This window comes from Enterococcus sp. XAF26B05_ASV22 (assembly GCF_056727285.1).
The window spans coordinates 808,472-825,421 of record NZ_CM161538.1 but is presented as its reverse complement, the minus strand read 5'-3'; the positions used below and the strand labels follow the sequence as shown (position 1 = coordinate 825,421).

General features: G+C 36.6%; 17 protein-coding genes. 3 read left to right on the top strand and 14 right to left on the bottom strand.

The window, feature by feature from the left end; genetic code table 11:
* Window positions 1-14 precede the first annotated feature (14 nt).
* Both tmk and recR read right to left on the bottom strand, forming a co-directional pair.
* A complete protein-coding gene (gene tmk / locus AC1PU0_RS04115; RefSeq protein WP_069653371.1) occupies window positions 15-659 on the bottom strand; it encodes a dTMP kinase in 645 nt (214 codons plus the stop codon).
* Window positions 660-1,024: 365 nt separating this feature from the next.
* Complete coding sequence (recR, locus tag AC1PU0_RS04110) at window positions 1,025-1,621, bottom strand: recombination mediator RecR (protein WP_069653370.1); 597 nt, start codon at window positions 1,619-1,621, stop codon at window positions 1,025-1,027.
* A 350-nt stretch (window positions 1,622-1,971) separates the two neighbouring features.
* Between recR and AC1PU0_RS04105 the strand changes: the two genes are divergently transcribed.
* Complete coding sequence (locus AC1PU0_RS04105; protein ID WP_206849346.1) at window positions 1,972-3,075, top strand: LPXTG cell wall anchor domain-containing protein; 1,104 nt, start codon at window positions 1,972-1,974, stop codon at window positions 3,073-3,075.
* 209 nt (window positions 3,076-3,284) lie between these two features.
* Here AC1PU0_RS04105 and AC1PU0_RS04100 read toward each other — a convergent pair whose 3' ends face one another.
* The 4 genes from AC1PU0_RS04100 to AC1PU0_RS04085 all read right to left on the bottom strand — a co-directional run bounded on the left by AC1PU0_RS04100 (window position 3,285) and on the right by AC1PU0_RS04085 (window position 7,420).
* Entirely contained in the window at window positions 3,285-3,599 is a 315-nt protein-coding gene (locus tag AC1PU0_RS04100) for a YbaB/EbfC family nucleoid-associated protein (RefSeq protein ID WP_206849347.1), read from the bottom strand.
* A gap of 15 nt (window positions 3,600-3,614) precedes the next feature.
* Entirely contained in the window at window positions 3,615-5,375 is a 1,761-nt protein-coding gene (dnaX, locus tag AC1PU0_RS04095; RefSeq protein WP_206849348.1) for a DNA polymerase III subunit gamma/tau, read from the bottom strand.
* A 151-nt stretch (window positions 5,376-5,526) separates the two neighbouring features.
* The gene (locus tag AC1PU0_RS04090; protein WP_069653365.1) at window positions 5,527-5,805 is read right to left on the bottom strand and encodes a YiaA/YiaB family inner membrane protein; all 279 of its coding nucleotides are present in this window, start codon (window positions 5,803-5,805) and stop codon (window positions 5,527-5,529) included.
* A gap of 121 nt (window positions 5,806-5,926) precedes the next feature.
* A complete protein-coding gene (locus tag AC1PU0_RS04085; RefSeq protein ID WP_206849350.1) occupies window positions 5,927-7,420 on the bottom strand; it encodes an AcpB/EbpR/MafR family transcriptional regulator in 1,494 nt (497 codons plus the stop codon).
* A gap of 241 nt (window positions 7,421-7,661) precedes the next feature.
* On the opposite strand from AC1PU0_RS04085, the gene AC1PU0_RS04080 reads away from it, so the two are divergent.
* Window positions 7,662-8,669 (top strand): immunoglobulin-like domain-containing protein, encoded by a 1,008-nt coding sequence (locus tag AC1PU0_RS04080; protein ID WP_206849351.1) that lies wholly within the window; start codon window positions 7,662-7,664, stop codon window positions 8,667-8,669.
* Between the two features lie 266 nt (window positions 8,670-8,935).
* Here the strand turns inward: AC1PU0_RS04080 and AC1PU0_RS04075 are convergent, their stop codons facing one another.
* Both AC1PU0_RS04075 and galE read right to left on the bottom strand, forming a co-directional pair.
* Window positions 8,936-10,405 (bottom strand): UDP-glucose--hexose-1-phosphate uridylyltransferase, encoded by a 1,470-nt coding sequence (locus tag AC1PU0_RS04075; protein WP_479998751.1) that lies wholly within the window; start codon window positions 10,403-10,405, stop codon window positions 8,936-8,938.
* Window positions 10,406-10,452: 47 nt separating this feature from the next.
* Window positions 10,453-11,439, bottom strand: a complete 987-nt coding sequence (gene galE, locus AC1PU0_RS04070) for a UDP-glucose 4-epimerase GalE (RefSeq protein WP_069653361.1) — start codon at window positions 11,437-11,439, stop codon at window positions 10,453-10,455.
* Between the two features lie 430 nt (window positions 11,440-11,869).
* Between galE and AC1PU0_RS04065 the strand changes: the two genes are divergently transcribed.
* Window positions 11,870-12,037 carry a DUF3042 family protein gene (locus AC1PU0_RS04065; RefSeq protein WP_010760505.1) on the top strand — a complete coding sequence of 56 codons (168 nt, stop codon included), beginning with the start codon at window positions 11,870-11,872 and terminating at the stop codon, window positions 12,035-12,037.
* A 177-nt stretch (window positions 12,038-12,214) separates the two neighbouring features.
* Here AC1PU0_RS04065 and AC1PU0_RS04060 read toward each other — a convergent pair whose 3' ends face one another.
* From AC1PU0_RS04060 to AC1PU0_RS04035, 6 genes are all read right to left on the bottom strand, one after another.
* The gene (locus tag AC1PU0_RS04060; RefSeq protein ID WP_479998750.1) at window positions 12,215-14,086 is read right to left on the bottom strand and encodes an FAD/NAD(P)-binding protein; all 1,872 of its coding nucleotides are present in this window, start codon (window positions 14,084-14,086) and stop codon (window positions 12,215-12,217) included.
* Between the two features lie 18 nt (window positions 14,087-14,104).
* On the bottom strand, window positions 14,105-14,479 hold the full coding sequence (locus AC1PU0_RS04055) for a DUF488 domain-containing protein (protein WP_206849354.1): 375 nt from the start codon (window positions 14,477-14,479) through the stop codon (window positions 14,105-14,107).
* A gap of 133 nt (window positions 14,480-14,612) precedes the next feature.
* The gene (locus AC1PU0_RS04050; protein WP_206849355.1) at window positions 14,613-15,011 is read right to left on the bottom strand and encodes a rhodanese-like domain-containing protein; all 399 of its coding nucleotides are present in this window, start codon (window positions 15,009-15,011) and stop codon (window positions 14,613-14,615) included.
* Window positions 15,012-15,026: 15 nt separating this feature from the next.
* Window positions 15,027-15,998: an ROK family glucokinase gene (locus AC1PU0_RS04045; RefSeq protein ID WP_206849356.1), complete on the bottom strand. Its 972-nt coding sequence runs from the start codon at window positions 15,996-15,998 to the stop codon at window positions 15,027-15,029.
* Window positions 15,999-16,217 carry a YqgQ family protein gene (locus AC1PU0_RS04040; RefSeq protein WP_010760500.1) on the bottom strand — a complete coding sequence of 73 codons (219 nt, stop codon included), beginning with the start codon at window positions 16,215-16,217 and terminating at the stop codon, window positions 15,999-16,001.
* A gap of 16 nt (window positions 16,218-16,233) precedes the next feature.
* On the bottom strand, window positions 16,234-16,944 hold the full coding sequence (locus AC1PU0_RS04035; RefSeq protein WP_206849358.1) for a rhomboid family intramembrane serine protease: 711 nt from the start codon (window positions 16,942-16,944) through the stop codon (window positions 16,234-16,236).
* Window positions 16,945-16,950 lie beyond the last annotated feature (6 nt).

Here is a 16,950-nt window from a genome sequence, read left to right as displayed (position 1 = left end):
ATTCGGTCACCTTCCTAGTTTCTAAAATATTCTGGATAACGGTTCACAATCGCTTGAAAGGTTGCTTCCACAACATCTTCCAAACTCATTCTGGCATCAATTTTCGTGATTCTTTCTGGATTTTCCTCCACTAATTTTAAATATTCGTGACGAACTCGTTGATGAAATTCAAGACCTTCTGAATCCAATCGATCGATTTGTTGTTGACGATGATGTTTGATACGGTTAAGCCCAGTATCTGAATCTACGTCTAAATAAATTGTAAAGTCAGGTATCGTCCCTTCAATTGCAAATTCATTGATTGCAGCTATAGCTTCCACACCAATACGTCGACCTGCTCCTTGATAAGCTAATGAACTGTCTACGAAACGATCACATAAAACGATTTTGCCTTCTTCTAATGCAGGTAAAACTTTTTCCATCAAGTGCTGACGTCTGGCCGCTGCATAAAGCAACGCTTCGGTCCGCTCATCCATCTCCTGATTTTTTGGATCTAAGATGATTTGACGAATTTTCTCAGCAATGGGAATACCGCCAGGTTCTCTTGTCTTAATAATACTTCTTTCCGCCGCCAGATCTAGCCTTGGATATAACTCATTCAATACACTTGTCTTTCCTGCGCCATCTGGTCCTTCGATCGTTATAAAAATACCTTGCACTTTACTAATCCCCTTACTTACTTTGATTCCTTTTACCCATTATACTTTATCTGCTACAATCAGTCTAATTGAATTCCTTATTATTAAAATTTTCTTGATGAATAAATAAAACTGGGATGAAAAGCCTAACAGACTTTGCCCCAGTTTCACTGTTTTAATTCTCTAAAATGACTGAACCTTTTTTACTTCTACTAAAAATACTTAGTATTTTCTCAATTTTTGGATAACATTTTATCTTTAAGTTGCTTTGAGTTATTCTTCTACTCGGCTTTTTACTGCTACTCTCTTTAGATCATACGCTATTTATTTAAACATAATAGAAACAAACCAGCTGCCATTCAAACTGACTACTGATTTTTTATATTTTAAAGTTCCCTCCGACCCTCTACAGCCTTTAACAAAGTCACTTCATCTGCATATTCAATATCGCTACCAACAGATAAGCCATGGGCTAATCTCGTCACTGAGATTCCCGCCGGTTTGATCAAACGAGAAAGATACATTGCTGTTGCTTCACCTTCTGTTGTAGCATTCGTGGCAATAATAACCTCTTTGACCTCATCATCATGAAGACGTTGAATCAATGAAGCAATATTGATATCTTCTGGACCTGTTCCTTCCATTGGAGATAACACGCCATGCAACACATGATACATCCCATGGTATTCACGCATCTTCTCCATAGCCATCACATCTTTTGGTTCCTCTACGACTAAAATGATACTGCGGTCTCTCGTCGTATCCTGACAAATTTCGCAAGGATCTTCTTCGGTAATATTGCCGCAAATACTACAAAAATGCAGATCACGTTTCACACTGATCAATGCTTTGGCAAACGCATTAACATCTTCTTCTTTCATATCTAGTGTATGAAAAGCGAGACGAACAGCGGTTTTTTGACCGATACCAGGTAATTTCATATAGCTTTCAACTAATTTAGCGATTGGTTCTGGGTAATGCATTTCAACAAATCCTTTCAAACACAAACGATGGACGATTGGTTGTAAATTATGTATTCATTGTAGAGCTAACATATATTATACCATTTTTTATACATGTTTTTACAGAATAAAAGCTTTACGTCGATTCTTCTTTCCCTTTGTTATATTAAAAATTAGAAAAAATGCTTCAATTGATGAATAAAAAGATACGTATTCTGTCAAAACGTCTAATTCAAAAGGGTTATTGAATCTATAATTTACTCTAACATTTTATTTTTTTTACTAAATAAATCTTGACATTTATTACAAGTGTTATATATTAAATAACGGGTGAGAAAATAAAAAGATGGAAATACAAAAGGGGAGTTTTTATGAAAAAGGGTTTAAAAATATTAACAGTATCATTACTGTTCAGTTCTGCTATCTTTTCAACACCAGCAGTCAATGCTGTTGTTCATGCTGAAGAAATAGGGGAAACAACAGTTGATGAAAGAGTAGATAATGATGAAATTCGTGGACGATTATTGACTTTAATAGCTGAAGCAAAATCAGTCATTTCATCTGAATCCTACACTGAAGCTTCTTTAGAAAGTGTAAAAGCTTTATTACCTAGTGCAGAAAAGGCTTTGGAAGATTTGGAGAATAACTTAGCAGGAAACTATGAAGAAATCGTTTTAAGTCTAAAAAATGCCTTAGATAATTTAATAGAGATTACTGAATCTAGTTCTTCTGAACCAGAGCCTAGCACGACTGATTCTAGTTCTACTATGCCTGAATCTACTGATTCTAGTTCCACAATACCTAGCTCGACCGACTCTAGTTCTACTGCACCTAGTTCAACGGATTCTAGTTCTACTATACCGAGCTCGACTGACTCTAGTTCGACCATTCCTAGTTCAACTGATTCTGATGTTACTGTGCCAACCTCTACTGACCTTAGTTCAACGGATGAAGCTAAACCAACGATTGAAATTACCGACCAAACAATGTACGTAGGTCAATCATTAACAGAAGAAATGATTTTAAGTTGGGCAACGTTTCACAATGCAGATGGCTATGAAGTAGGGTTTGAAATCCTTGAATCGCCTATTAAAGTTACAGCTATCGGCAACACGCTACTTGAAGTTGGAACATACAAAATTAGATATTATATCAGTCAATTAACACGTATGGCTACAAATGTTGTTGCTGAAAAAACAATTACTTTAACGATTCTTTCAGAAAGTGAAAACCCAATAAATCAGGTTACATCACTTGAAAAAAACAAAAATCCTAAAGCACCAACTAACAATATTTTATCACCAGTAGCGAATCCTGTATCTACTAAAAATCAAAAATCGATTACCTCAGCTCAAACAAAAGCAAAACAATTACCTGAAACAGGTGAAGTAAACAATGGTATGACGATTGCTTCAGCTGGCGTAATCTTGATTGCAGGAGCTTACATCTTTAGAAAAAAACAATTAGATAAATAACCAGCTAACTTTTTTTGATTTATTTGCCTGATAACTGTGTTGATATTCCATTAACTCTTGCCCTATCGCATAATTGTCACTGGTAAAATAATCATTAAATCTACAAAGGATTTCTCTCTGTTTGCTGAATATAGAACGAAGAAAAGAGCCAAAGAATAAATGTTTATTCATTTAATCCTTTGGCTCTTTTTCTTTAAGGTTACTCTTGATTAAAATCCAGGCATTCCCTTGGCATATTTGCCCATAGTTGCTTCTGTTTCTTTTTCCACTTTAGTTAAGGCATCATTGACCGCCATAATTACCAAGTCTTGAAGCATTTCTACATCATCTGGATCCACAACATCTTCTTTGATCGAAATATCTTTCATTTTACGATCGCCAGTAAATGTAGCTGTAACTAGATCATTACTTGAAGCACCTACAAACTCTCTTGAGTTTAATTCTGCTTGTGCTTTTTCCATGTCTTTTTGCATTTTTTGGACTTGTTTCATCATTCCTTGCATATTTCCCATGCCTCGCATCATAACTATCGTCTCCTCTTAATCGTTTATTACTTCAACTAGCGACTCGCCAAACATGGCAATCGCTTCGTCTACTACTTGATTGTTCACTTCTTTTACAGGTTCTTCCTCTGTTAATAAATGATTTTCTTCATTGTTAACAGATCGATCTTCATTTGTTGGATCTCCCGTACTTGATGTTTCTTTATTTTGGCTGATAAATGACTGACGTAGCTTTGGCCAGCTTTCTTTGGTGATACACACCATATCAGGAGCATAATTATTGACCAAACGGCTCAAGTTATTATGAACCGCTAACTGCATTTCCTCATCTTCCATAGCTCGACCGCATACAATTTCATACTCAAATGCAATCACTAAACCATTGGGACTAGCTGCAACTGGCTCGCTGGCTTTAAGCATCGCTCTTTGTGTCACAGACATCATCTGTAATAAATCATCCCAGACATTTTTGACGTTCAATAAATGATCTTTAGTTGCTTCATTCAACACTTTATACACTAGTTCTGTTGGAATCCGTAGCGTATTTTTGCTGCTTGTCGCTCGTGTTACTTTAACAGGTTCAGCTTCTTTAGCTGTCATACCATTTTTCTTCAACTCAGTTAATTCTTTTCGCAGATGTTCGATTTGTTGCTGCAACGTTGCAATCTCTTCTGGTGGAGTCGATTGGGTTTCGTTCGAAACTTCTACTGGTTTTTTAACAGATTTTGCTAATTTAACGGTCGCTACTTCAAGATAAATATTAGCATTATTGGTAAAACGAATGTCATTTTGAGTATCGCTTAGAATTTGAATCATTTGATAAATCTTTTCAGCAGCAGTATGTTTTGCTAACTCTTTGAAATTTTCTGTTAGATTTCCGACTTTTTCAGCTAACAAGTTAGGCGCTTGCTGGAACATAAGTACGTCTCGACAATATAATAACAAATCTTCTAAAAATCTTCTTGCTTCTTTTCCAGAACTGAGAATACTTTCCAACACTTCTAATGCTTGTTCAACATCACCTGACACACAGTTGGAAATATATTGGTCCATCATTTCATAAGTCAAGCTACCCGTGACCTGCATCGCATCAGTCAGTGTGACTTTTTCATCACTAAATGAAATCGTTTGATCCAAAATACTCAAAGCATCCCGCATGCCACCTTCTGCTGCTCGACCAATAACATACAATGCTTGTTCGTCAAACTCAACATTGATTTGCTTTAAAATATAGCCTAAATGATCTACGATGTCTTGCGTACTGATTCTTTTAAAATCAAAACGTTGTGTTCTTGAAATAATCGTTAACGGAATCTTATGAGGTTCGGTTGTCGCTAAAATAAAAATGACATTTTGCGGTGGTTCTTCTAACGTTTTTAGTAAGGCATTAAACGCACCTGTAGACAACATATGCACTTCATCGATGATGTATACTTTATAATCTGCTTGTGTTGGGGCATATTTTGCTTTATCTCGAATATCACGAATCTCTTCTACCCCATTATTACTAGCCGCATCGATCTCTATGACATCATTCAAACGCCCTTCTGTGATCGCAACACAAGTTTCACATTCGTTACACGGTTCTCCGTCTACGCTATGTTTACAGTTGATTGCTTTAGCAAAAATTTTTGCCGCACTTGTCTTCCCTGTTCCTCTAGGGCCGGTAAACAAATAGGCATGCGAGGTTTTCTTTTGTATGATCGCATTTTTTAAGGTCTGCGTAATTGCTTTTTGACCAACAACATCATCAAAACGCTGCGAACGCCAGACACGATACAAAGCTTGATAAGCCATAATTTACCCCTCCCTCGGAATTTCACTATGTTCTATTATACGTGATTTTTATGGATAAGGCATTAAAAAAAGCGAACACATTAATAATTTTTTCAAAAAAAGAGGCTGTAACATCACTCTATGAGTCACATCCCAGCCTTATTATCCTTTATTAAATGTGTGTATCTGTTTCTTCTTTTTTCGCTAATACGTCATTTGCTCGGAACATTTGATTATAACGTTCTTCATCTTCTTGATTGTCTCTGATCACTTTTGAAAGTGTAAATGAGGAAGAAATCAATCCTACTGATCCCATCAAATAGTATCCTTTAACCATTAATGGTTCTTTTAGTGTGTACAAACCAATCAACATCAGTGCCACAAAAAAGGCAAATGATCCCCAACTTAGAAAGACAAATGCAGGTGTGTTTCTGTAAGCTTTCTTTTTCATAATTCTCTCCTTTAATAAATAATAGTACTCTTTCAGTATATCATTATTATTTATTAAAGAACACTTAAATTTTTAATTTTCTAACCATTTATTGATCTTACCGATCATTTAATATAACTATCTAAGCATTTAAATACGCAATATCCTTCGGTAACACTAAGCGTCTTCTATCAATGTATTTTCGTAAATCAGTGAGATTTTTAAATGATGGAATATCTTCTACAATCATATTGATTTCCTCATCTACCGTTTCAACAGCATAGTTTGAAACATATAAATCGTAATTTCGATCAGAGCTACTTATTGTTTGGTCATAATAATGACTTTCTTGAACAAAGAGATCGACTTTGTTTCGGAAATTTTCTTTTAATACAGAACGAAGTAGTTGTGCATGTTCCTTGCCTAAATCACTCAAAACTAAAACAGATAGCTGGTGCCTCATTTCGTCGGTAAGTGTACTTAGATTTTCCCAACGAATCGCCATTTCATGAAGGATCTCATCTAAATACATTGTTTTCCACGGAAACTTCATTTTCGCTTCCAACACACTCAACGCTTTATTAACAACCGCTGTAAACACTATGAAATTTTGTTTGATGGCTCGGCTAGAATACAAGTAACGATCATAGACCATAAATTTCTTATAAGGAAACATTTTGTGCTTCGCATATATATATTCAATCAGGCGAATAATGCTTGCCTTACTCTGTTCTGAAATAGAAATAGAAAGGGCATTTTTGATCGTATTGACTAAATTTTCCGCCTGATTGATAACATTCACTTTTTCTTGTTCGTTGTCCCAACCAAAATCCCACCAAAAGATGGAATAACAAAAATCCTCATACCAATTATCAGGAAGAATAACATTTAATGGTTCCGCAATCTCCTCCACATCGGATTGATATTTTCTAATGTCGATTGTAGTTTTGACAAAACAATTGATTGGATCTTTTCGGTTCTGAATCAAAAAACCTTGTCGTTCTCTAATAATAGTTACCGCGATTGAATAGGCTAAATGAACGATTTGGCTATCATTCAATTCCAAATTAAATTTCTTATTGATCTTATTTGACAAGCGAAAAATCTTTTCTCGGTCTAAATGAAACGGCCATGCTCGAATCCCATAGACTTCCATAAAGTAGCAAATAAAAAAATAGCGAACTTGTCGTTCATCTTTTCCATGCACAAAATATGGCGAACGATTCATTTGAATATTTCGATCTTTTAATGCCGAACTGATCAAATTAGACAACCGGTATAAACTAGAGTTACTTAAATATAATTTTTTCTCCCAAAAAACTGCTGGTTGCATCGGTTCAAAGAAAATCGATTCTAATAAAGAAAAGGCATTTGATTCTTGAATGATCTCATTATAAATATCGTGGATCGATCGGTGGGGGGAGGCAATTAGCCGAATCCCATTTTTTCTGGATGTCTCTATCGTCAGATAGTCTGACCAGCGATCTTCTATGTACTGACAATCCAGCATGATTGTTTTCTTTGAACACTCAATACTTTCAGCGAGATACTCAGAGGTGACCCAGCTATTTGGCCCATTTAGTAAGTTCAACAACAACACTCTTCGATGCATAGATGGCGATAACAATCTCTCCATTTTCTCTCCTCATTTCACCTTTAATAAATTTTTCTTCAAAATTTTCCAATAGTTGAGCTTTTTTTGAAGAAATCCCTATTTAACAATAATTATAGCATCTTCTACCCCTTTTTTGAATTAATCTAAAGCGCAACTCAATTGGTTTATTTAAAAACAGGTACTATTATGAAAATATAAAAACGCGGATTTAAAATTTATCGATAAATGGAAAATCTCACCACATTTTTTGGAGGGATTCTACATGAAAAAAAACACAATTAAACACACTATCATCTTTGGTTTCATCAGTATTTTGGGTATTTCCCTAATTATTGGCGGGTATATTTTTAGTGATACTGCTAGTAAAGCAAATAGTTTGGCTAGTGAACCCAAAAAAGCAAAGTCAACCTTAATAAAAAATGTTCCAACAGGCAATGAGCTGGCTAAAATGGCGACAGCGCCTAAGAAAAAACAGAGCAAAGAAAAAATGATCACCTTAAATACGACCAAAGATACTACAGCTCCTACAATCAATACACCCGAAGAAACAATTGAACAAAATACTCAAATCAATATTTATGATGGAGTCACTGCATCTGATAATAAAGACGGAGATGTTTCGGCAAGTGTAACAACTGATTCAACACTTGACACATCAGTTGTTGGCACACAAATCATTCATTTTACTGCAACAGATACGAACGGAAATACTGGCACTTCCGATAGAATTTTCCATATTGTTCCAAAAAGCGAACCAGTAATAACGCCTCCTACGGAAACATCTCCCGTAGAACAGGCATCTACTGAACCTGCTCTAGCTCCCAGTGCACCAGAAGCACAAGCTGAGCCTTTATCTAGCGCAATGACGATCACCATGAATGGACAATCGATTCCTTATCAAAATGGCGGACAAGGTAGTGGCCAAAGTATTATCGATTCAAACCCTGGCGGTGTTGCTTCTACTTGGGGAGGAGCTGCAGTTCAATCAGGAGATGACGGCCAAAACACTCATTTTATTGGGCATAACCCTGGCGTATTCTCTGCTGTATTCTCTTTAGGGTCAGGTAGTCAAATCGTTGTAACAGATGGAAATGGCACCCCTACTACTTATACAGTTCGTACAATCCTTCAATTGGATGACTATGGAACAGAAGTTGGTACAGGAACTGATTATTGGGATCTTACCATTGGTGCAGGTGGCGGAGAACGCATTACTCTACAAAGTTGTATTAATGATGATATCAATTTATTTGCCATTGCATATAAATAGTGAAAAGGCTAAGACAGAAGCTCATTTCCGCAGCCTTCAAATCTTAGTGCTTTAGCACATAGAATTTGATGTGATCGAAGCGAAGCGTAGTGATTGCTTCTGCTCCCACCGTTTATTCCCATTTAGGGTGTGAAACAAAAATAATTTTTATTTTTGTCTCACACCCTTTTCATGGCTTTCGCTGCGATTATCATTTTCCTCATTACAAGTACTGAATTCTAAGTATTTGTAATTGCTCATTTTGTAATTGTTTGGCTACGCCAATTTTATAAACTATCAATAAATCGTTTAAAGTCCGCTTGCCCTTCTGGTGTTCGCTTATAAACACTGGCATCAGTTAAAGCATGTACTACGTTTTCTCCAACTGCTTTTTGGATTATTTCTTTAATATTTTTTTCATCAAAAGAATACATTTCTTTCAACTGATCTGCCCATGACTTATGACAATCTGTCATTTGGTTTTCTTGTTCTAAGACATATTTTTCCACTTCTTGTAGCTCATCATTTAAATATGAGGGTAATGAAACTAAGCCCATCACTTCTGCTAAACTTAGATTTTGTTGAATTTCTTTGTATAGAGAGAAAATGCCCTCTTGATAGTCGTCAGAAACTTTGTTATCACGTAAAACTAAATCCAATTCAAATAAATGCCCTTTACGACGAGCAATCGCCGCGATGCTATGCTGAGACGCTTCCTCTTTTGAAAAAGCCTGAATCGAACCCGTCTTATCAAAATAATTACGCCATTTTTCAAAAATCAATGTAGCCGCCTCAACTAAATCTTCTGAATTTGGACTTTGCAATCGAATCACAGACATTGGCCATTTAACGGTGCCGGCATTCATTAGAGGAAAATCACTTAACTCAAAATATTGTTCTATCTCAGCTTTCTCCAATGGGAACGCATGCCGTCCAGCTTGATAATGATCATGAGTTAAGGTAGTCTCCCCGACAATTGGTACATCCTCATTAAATCCAACAAAATAATGTGGCAATACTTCAACAATCTTCATCAACCGACGAAAAGTCTCTTTAGAAATAACCATCGGGCGATGTTCCTCAGAGAAAATAATCGACTGTTCATTATAATCAGGATGGGAGGAATACTGAAATCCCCAGCTTTCTCCATTTAAGTTCATTCGAATAATACGATGATTGGTTTTAGCAGGAAAATTCGTTCGACCTTTGTAGCCTTCATTCTCCATACAAAAAACACATTTAGGATAACCTACATGGGAATCTTGATCAGCAGAAGCAAGTTGGTGGGGAGATTTATCGGATCTTGATAAATTGATCGTAATCTCAAGCTGCCCGTATTCCGTTTCTACTGGGAAAACACTTTTTTTTGCACTAGTTCTTGTTTTAATCGAATCATTCTCTTGAGTCAATTTATGGAAATAATCCGTCGCATCCGCTGGGTCTTTCTCATAATGTTGCGCAAAAAGAGCATTCACAACTGAAGGCGGTGGCGTCAGAAAATCCATTATTTGCGCCTTGAAAATGGCTAACTCTTCTGGTTCTGCTTTGACTTTACCATTTTTTATCGCTTGAACCACTAATTCATCTAACAATTCCAAGGATGTTTTTGTCACTATAGTTGGAGTAATAGATTCTAACGATTCTTCACCAATCATTGCAAGTACACGATTTTGCAAGTAGAGACGATCCAGCTCCATCCAACCACCTGCTTGAATCGCTACTGTTACAAAGTCAGTAATAGTTTGACTAATTGACACAATGTTTCCCCCTAAATTTAAAAAGCTAACTGCACTGTTCTATAGAATTATTTGTACCCTTTTGGATGGCTGACATGCCAATCCCACGCTGTTTTGATGATCTGCTTGATATCTGTAACTTGAGGTTGCCAGTCCAAAATCATTTTTGCTTTTTCGCTTGAGGCAACCAGTTTGCTTGGATCACCTAAACGGCGTGGCAATACTTTAGCCGGAATTTCTTTACCAGTTACTTGTCGAGCTGCTTCTACCATTTCTTTGACTGAATAACCAGTATTACTACCTAAATTAAAAACGGTACTCTCATTCCCTTTTTGTAAATAGTCCAACGCTGCAATATGAGCTGCAATCAAGTCTTCAATATAAACATAATCACGGATACAAGTACCATCTGGTGTATCATAGTCATCTCCATAAATTCCTAGATAGTCTCGTTGCCCTAAAGCGGTTTGCAAGATGATTGGAATCAAATGCGTTTCTGGATCATGGTCTTCCCCGATGGACGCATCTGCTTTTGCTCCAGCAACATTAAAATACCGCAGTGCAACATAACGTAGGTCATAAGCGTTGTCGCACCATTTCATCATTTTTTCCATCATCAGTTTACTTTCACCGTAAGGATTTTCTGGATTAGTCGGCGTAGTCTCTACAATCGGCATCTCCTTAGGCTCTCCGTATGTAGCTGCTGTAGAAGAAAATACGATTTGTTTAACCCCAAATTCCTCCATTACTTCCAAAACGATTTGTGTCCCATGAACATTATTATTAAAGTAAACTAATGGCTTTTCAACGGATTCACCGACTAATGAACTTGCAGCAAAATGAATCACACCATCAATCGTTTCTTGTTTGAAGACATTTTGCATAAAGCCTTTATCTCTAATATCTCCTTGATAAAATACGGCATTTTTATGAATCGACTGTTTATGTCCCGTTTGAAGGTTATCAACTACTACGACTTCATACCCTTTATCAATCAGTTGATCAACCGCATGGGAACCGATGTAGCCTGCCCCTCCTAAAACTAAAATTGACATGTAACTGCCTCCTTATTTGAATAAAACATTTATTAATATCATGATATATATTCTTTATTCTACAGCTTTCTTACTCTATCATCAACATTTGCACTAGATAAATCTGCTAGGTATTCATTTTTCGTCTATTTGCTTGATAGAATAATCTAGTTTAGCTTCTTGTCTCACTAAGATTATGTATAAAAATGTGATTAGATCAGAAGCAGTTTTTTTTGCATAGTGTGTTTTACTCACTTAATCATTATTCCTATAATCCTAACCTATTTATTAAATTGTGCAACACATTTTTGAAACAAATTCATATTGCGATTACATCCTTTTTAAACAATAAGAATTAGATAACTATATAAGCATTTGTTACACTCTATTGGATTTTTTTCTTATTTTGGTTCATAATAGAAATGTATAAACAATTGAGAGGAGAATGTATATGAAAAAATTTATTTCAGGAATGCTTGTCGGAACAGCTGTAACTTGTGCTGCCGTTGTCGGTTTTGCGGCGACCATCAAAAAAACAGTTCTTGATCCAATCGAAGAAAAAGAAGATATGATTGAGGAAAACCGTAAAAAAGCAATGCGTAAACGTATTTCTAGATAATACAAATAGCGATATTATACCGTTTGACTTTAGCAGTAAATAGAAAATCCTGTTTGTGATGTTTTTTATCATAAACAGGATTTTTTTGAATAACAAAGGAGACTAAAAGATTGGAGCAGAAGCCCAACACAAAGAGAACCAAGTTGATGTTACATACTACCTACTTGGTTCTCGAGGTTAAACACTTCTGTTCCATCCTCCTTTCATATTTTGTTTTCCTTCAAAGATCGTTCCAGCTATCAAATCTGCTTCCCTAAGATTCCATGGATCTGTTCCAGGTCTGGCTGTTGCAGATGTCAACCAATGAATTCCTTCTGTTGGAATCCCGTAACAAAACAACCCACTCAGCACTTTTCCTGATTTCGACCGTATTTGATTGGTTTCTCGCTCTACTAAAAGTGCACCTGTTTGATAAACTTCTCCTGATGCTAATTCCAATTGATGTAAGTCTGCCATTTCATCTCTTAAAAGCTGTTGTACCAATGGGTTTAAACTAATCTGATTCGCTGTTTTGGGCAATCTCGCTTCAATTAAAAAGTGGCTTTTATATTTTTGATTCGAGTCTTTTTTAGAAGAGCCAATAAACCAACCTGCCTCTGTCGCTATCTCCATTTCTGGACTCAGAAGTGTTACGATTTCTGCTTTCATCAACGCGTTCAGTTCAGCAATTCTTTCTAAAGGGGGACCGATTGATAAAAAGGAATTCAACGGAGTAAACCAATCCCACAACCATTTTTTGTAGTCATCATTTGTAAATAATTCATGATCAAGCATAAAACGAACTTCATCCCGCAAATCTTTCAAACTATCCAATGCTCCTGCAAAAGGCCCTGAAATCGTCCCTTTTCTTGCCTGCTTGAGATCCCAATGTAAATATGTCTTAGCAAATTCTTGAAAAGAATCGGCTGGTCCTACCACTTGGTCTGGATGTTCAATAGCTGACCAATCCCAACGATCTTTTTGATGGATGCCATATTTTTCCAAAATCGAGTCAGCACCCTTTGTACGGATAAACTCTTCATTAAATCGGTTCTGATTTATTTGATGATAATTTGTCTTCACTAACGCCGAATAATAGACAAATTCTACTTCTTTTTTTAACAGCTCAAAAAATTGTTCCGCAGAAAATTTGCCCTTTCTTTTAAATTTATTTAGACTCTTTTCTTTTAAAAAGCGTGGTTGACACTCTTCACCATAGCCTTTTTGATTAGCCCCTCTGGCATGATACGGAATCCCTCGACCAGAGCCTGCAATAATCTTAGGTTCTTTTCCAGAAGGAAGGTAAACGAGTTCTTCATTTTGCTGTTTAAATACTCCGCCTCGCTCACTTGTCAGTAACGTAAGATAATCGAAAAAGACCAACCCAAGTCCTCTGATCAAAACTGGCGTGTTTTCTGTGATTGCTTCAAGATAAGCATCTGCAGCATTTTTTGGTGAGGAATAAAATAAACGATGCTCGCTCGCATATTCAGCTAACGCTTTTTCGTTTCCAACAAGTTCATTTTCTTGATGTCCTAAGGCCAAAATAACTGTATCCACTGTTGTCTCAACTGCTTTAGTATAGACTAAAAACGTATCATCTTGGGTTTTGACAGCCCTAACCGTATCTTTAAAGAATTTTACTGAAGTCTGTTCTGTCATTCGTGTTTGGACATATTCATAAAACCATCTTTGATATAATCCATAGAAAACACGTGAACAGTGATCATTTGGCCCTAAATTTTGACACTCTGCCAGTAATACCGTTCGATTTTCAACATTGTTTTTCTTGATAAATTCAGCAGCTTCTCCTTGCGCCCACTCATATAGGTTTGGACCTTTCGCAACAGGTCCTTTAGTACTTAATGTTTCGTCAGTAAATAACGTCACGTGGGAGGCAACTGAATTCATCAGCAAAGACAATGACTGATTTTCTCGCCAGACTTTGCCTCCTGGTCCATAAGGATCGAACATTGTAATTTGAATCACCTGTTCATCTCTTGACCACTCAACAATTCTCTCTAAAACAGAAAGCCCGCGAGGACCACCGCCAACAATCGCGATTTTCATGAAATTCCCCCTTTCAACTTATTTTCTACGATTTATTTGACTCATTTTTTCTACCATTTCTTTTAGTACTGCAGCATTATTATACACTTCATCCTTTGCCCCATAAATCAGCGTGATAGCAGGATACTCTCTTGTAATGTCTAAAAGTTTTTGACAAGCAATGTGTGCTTCACCTGATTGTAATTCAATTAAGTATTTTTCTTTGAATAGAGGAAATTTATCTGGTTCATGATTAAACCATTTTCGAAGGTCATTTGAAGGAGCAATTTCTTTCAACCACAAATCTAACTGCTCTTTTTCCTTTGACATCCCTCTAGGCCATAGGCGATCGACTAATATTCGATAACCATCATTAGGTCTTGCTTTTTCGTAAGCTCTTTTGATTTGAATCATTTTAGTCACCTCTTCTTTATTTTAGCCTAATTAAGAAAAAAAGAAACGATTTATCATTTGAATCATAAGAAAAAGCACAGAGAAGTAAACGTTGTCCAGATTCGAACCGTCGTTTCTCTCTGTGCTTAATTAGTTAAGCATTTTTCTTTTTCGTTTTACCAGTCCAGCCTTCATAGCCGCCTTTTAAAATATAAAGATCTTTGTAACCTTTTTTACGTAATTGATTTGCTGTACGAATACTTAATGATTTTTTTTGATCATAAATATAGACAGGTTGATCTTTACGAATGGAATTCAACGTTGTTTTGATCGTTGTATACGGCATACTGCGCGCACCAAGTATATGGCCTGCATCGAATGAGTCTTTTTCACGAACATCAATGATTTGCGCTTTTCTCATACCTTCTTTAAATTCTTCTTCTGTGATTGTTTTGGCAGAGCGTTTTGCCATAATTCTAAGGTATAACTCATTGATCCCCATTGCTAATAAAATTGTTACTAAAATTCCATTGATAATCCATAAAACGTTCATTCTAAAATCCCTTTCTTACTCTTTCTCCGAGAATTGTAATGCAAGTGAGGCAGCACCGATAACCCCGGCTTCATTGCCTAACTCAGCAAGTTTGACTTGCGTGCTAGTTCGAACTTCTGGGAAAGTAAATTCTTCAAAATAAGTTTGAACACGGCTGCGTAAAAATTCACCCGCTGCAGAAACGCCACCGCCAATTACGACACTAGACGGATTTAAGGTATTTCCTACGTTTCCGATGGCAAGACCTAAGAAATAACATACTCGATCCACTACCATCAACGCAAACGGATCATCTGTTAGGGCATAATCAAATACATCTTTACTTGACACATCTTGCCCATCATCGATTGCTTGTTTCAACTGAGAATCACCTGCATATTCTTCTGACATATGACGAGCAACTCGAACAACACCCGTTGCACTAGAAACAGTTTCTAAACAACCACGTTTGCCACATGTACATTCAAAACCACCAGGGTCAACCGTTACATGCCCAATTTCGCCAGCACAGCCGTTTACACCATGCAGTAAGTTACCTTCTGCAATGATCCCGCCGCCAACGCCCGTTCCAAGTGTAATGAAAACAACATCAGGATTGTTCTCCCCAGCACCTTTCCAGCGTTCACCTAAAGCCGCCACATTGGCATCATTATCTAAAACAAAAGGAATACCCGTTGCTTCTTCAATTTGTGCTTTTACATTTTGTTTTTTTGTCCAATTAAGATTGTATGCTCCGATTACTGTTCCTTTTTTTATGTCTACACTACCTGGAGTGCCCATGCCGATTCCGATAAAATCTTTCTGTTTCATTTCATAAAGAGAGATTCGGTGATTGATTGATTCGATGATATCCGGCACGATATGACGTCCTTCATCCAGAATATTGGTTTCAATACTCCACTTTTGCTGAACATCTCCATCCGTTGTTAAAATCGCAAACTTAATCGTTGTTCCGCCTAAATCAATCCCAATCAATTTCTTGTCCATTTACTCGGTTCCTTTCTCAGTTGCTCTGCTTTCTTCAATTCGATGTTCTCGTTGCAAAACACTCCTCGCATGAAGATACGTGTCTCTATCAATTAAGTGACCTTCATAAATATTTTTCAATTCAATCATCATCAACTCAATATCATAAATTCTTGCACCTACATAAATGTAAATACCGAATTGTTTAAATAACTGCTGTACATCATATAGCGTTTCCATTAAATGCACTTCCTTATTATACAAGTAAACCGAATTTTTTTAAACCCAAGACTAGACAAACGCCCAACAAAAATACAAAAATGATGCCAGATATGATCCGTTCATGAATATTGAACTCTTCTGAACGATCGGGTACCGCTAAAGCAGATGCTACCAAAAGCCCACCGATCAAGCCACCGATATGACCCATGATATCAACCGAACTGCTAAATAAGTTAAAAACCAAGTTGATTCCAATAAATGTTGCATAACGTTGAACCATAAATGAGACTGCTGGATTATTTTTAAAATGACGTCCTAAGATAACAAACGCTCCAAATAGTCCAAACAAAGCAGTACTAGCGCCTGCTGATATACTGTTTGGCGAACCAAACGTAAAACTAATAATATTTCCAGACACACCACTTAATAGATAAATGAGCAGATAACGCCAGTGACCGTAAATACTCTCAACTTGTGAACCTACATAATAGAGTGTCACCATATTTACCACAAAATGCAACCAGCCGATATGCAAAAACATCGGTGTGAATAAACGCCAATATTGATCTAAATAAAGAATCTCTACCCTGGACATCGCACCCCAACGAATCAGAACCTGACTGTTCTCTGAGCCACCTGACAGTTCCATTCCTAAAAATACGATTGTAGTGATGCCAAGTAACAGATACGTCACGAGTGGTTGTTTTAATAGTCTTTTTAATTTCATTTGTGCTTGATAATCCATGAGTTC